Below are 1,427 nucleotides of genomic sequence, written 5' to 3'. Positions count from 1 at the left end.
TTCCGTATTGACTCCCGACTCGCGAATCAGAGCAATTTTACCGGTACGGGCCACCTCGCGAACGCCAAATTTATTCAGCATTTGCATAATCGCCACCATTTTACCCGGATCCCCCACCACTTCGATGGTCAGGGTTTCCTCAGAAATATCCACAATCCTGGCCCGGAATACCTGCGCTAATTCGATCACTTCTGCTCGGCGCTCGGCGGTAGCATTAACTTTAATTAGCATTAATTCCCTTTCCACGCAAGGGGTTTGGGTGATATCCTGCACCTTGAGGACGTTAATTAATTTGTAAAGTTGTTTGGTTAACTGTTCGATGCTGTCCTCGTCTCCTGGTACTACCATCGTAATCCGAGAAACTCCCATCTGTTCGGCAGGACCCACGGCCAGACTTTCAATATTAAAGCCCCGACGGGCGAATAATCCAGCAATACGGGTTAAGACTCCCGCTTCATCTTCAACTAATACGGATAATGTGTGTTTCATGGCGATCTAAGTAGGTAGGCGTTAAAAGTTGTCAGACACCCCCCTTATTAAGGGGGGATTAAAGGGGGGACTAAGGGGGGATCGGCACCCCCCTTATTAAGGGGGGATTAAAGGGGGGACTAAGGGGGGATCGGCACCCCCCTTATTAAGGGGGGCAGGGGGGATCCCCCCGCCTATCGGCACCCCCCTTATCAAGGGGGGCAGGGGGGATCCCCCCGCCTATCGGCACCCCCCTTATCAAGGGGGGCAGGGGGGATCGAACCTAAAATCCATTTTTAATTTAATTATAACCAGCTACTTAAGTTAAACTTGTTACACAGAACCTAGAAGAGCCGATAAATTCTCAAAACTTGCTATGATCTAACAAGATTGTTACTGCACTTTCTCGGCTTAATTATCCCCTCCAATGACTCGCCAAATTCACGACCAATTTGCCAAGGAATATTTAGAAGAACTCTTAGGGTCTCTAGGGACGATTAAAAAGAGCAAGAAAGTCAAGAGTGAAGTCCAAGAAATCGATGTCTGGTTTGAACCAGCCAGTTCAGCATCAAGGACGGAATTACCCTTGGGGTTACTCGCTAAAATGGCGGCGACTTGCTGCTTATTTGAACCCTTCCGTAACCCACCCTCGGAGGTAGAGATTCGCAGTTGCATCTCAAAGTTATACGCGGTTCATGGCGAAGTCTTGAGGAAGGCGAAACGGACAAACAAAACTCTAACAGAAGCTGAACTACCAGTTCTCTGGATTTTAACGCCTACTTTTTCGGCGAGAATGATTGAAGAAGTCGTGGGAATCTCCCCTTCATTCCTACCGGAAGAGGGGATGAAAGAGGAGTGGGGAAAAGGAGTTTATTTTTCCCCTAGCCTGTTCAAAACAGGAATCGTCGCCATCCATCAATTACCAGTCAATGAGGAGACTTTATGGTTGAGGGTGCTAG

The 1,427-nt window shown here is 48.2% G+C and carries 1 protein-coding gene and 1 pseudogene; one reads left to right on the top strand and one right to left on the bottom strand.

The window, feature by feature from the left end; translation table 11 throughout:
* On the bottom strand, positions 1 to 489 hold a 489-nt coding region (gene ilvN, locus PX484_RS09855; RefSeq protein ID WP_288103670.1), incomplete at its 3' end, for an acetolactate synthase small subunit.
* Between the two features lie 406 nt (positions 490 to 895).
* On the opposite strand from ilvN, the pseudogene PX484_RS09850 reads away from it, so the two are divergent.
* A pseudogene (locus PX484_RS09850) lies at positions 896 to 1,427 on the top strand (hypothetical protein); the annotation flags it as partial.

The sequence above is a fragment of the Microcystis sp. M49636_WE2 genome, assembly GCF_030065375.1.
GTDB classification, from domain to species: Bacteria; Cyanobacteriota; Cyanobacteriia; order Cyanobacteriales; family Microcystaceae; genus Microcystis; species Microcystis aeruginosa_C.
This window is presented reverse-complemented; position numbering and strand designations above follow the sequence as displayed.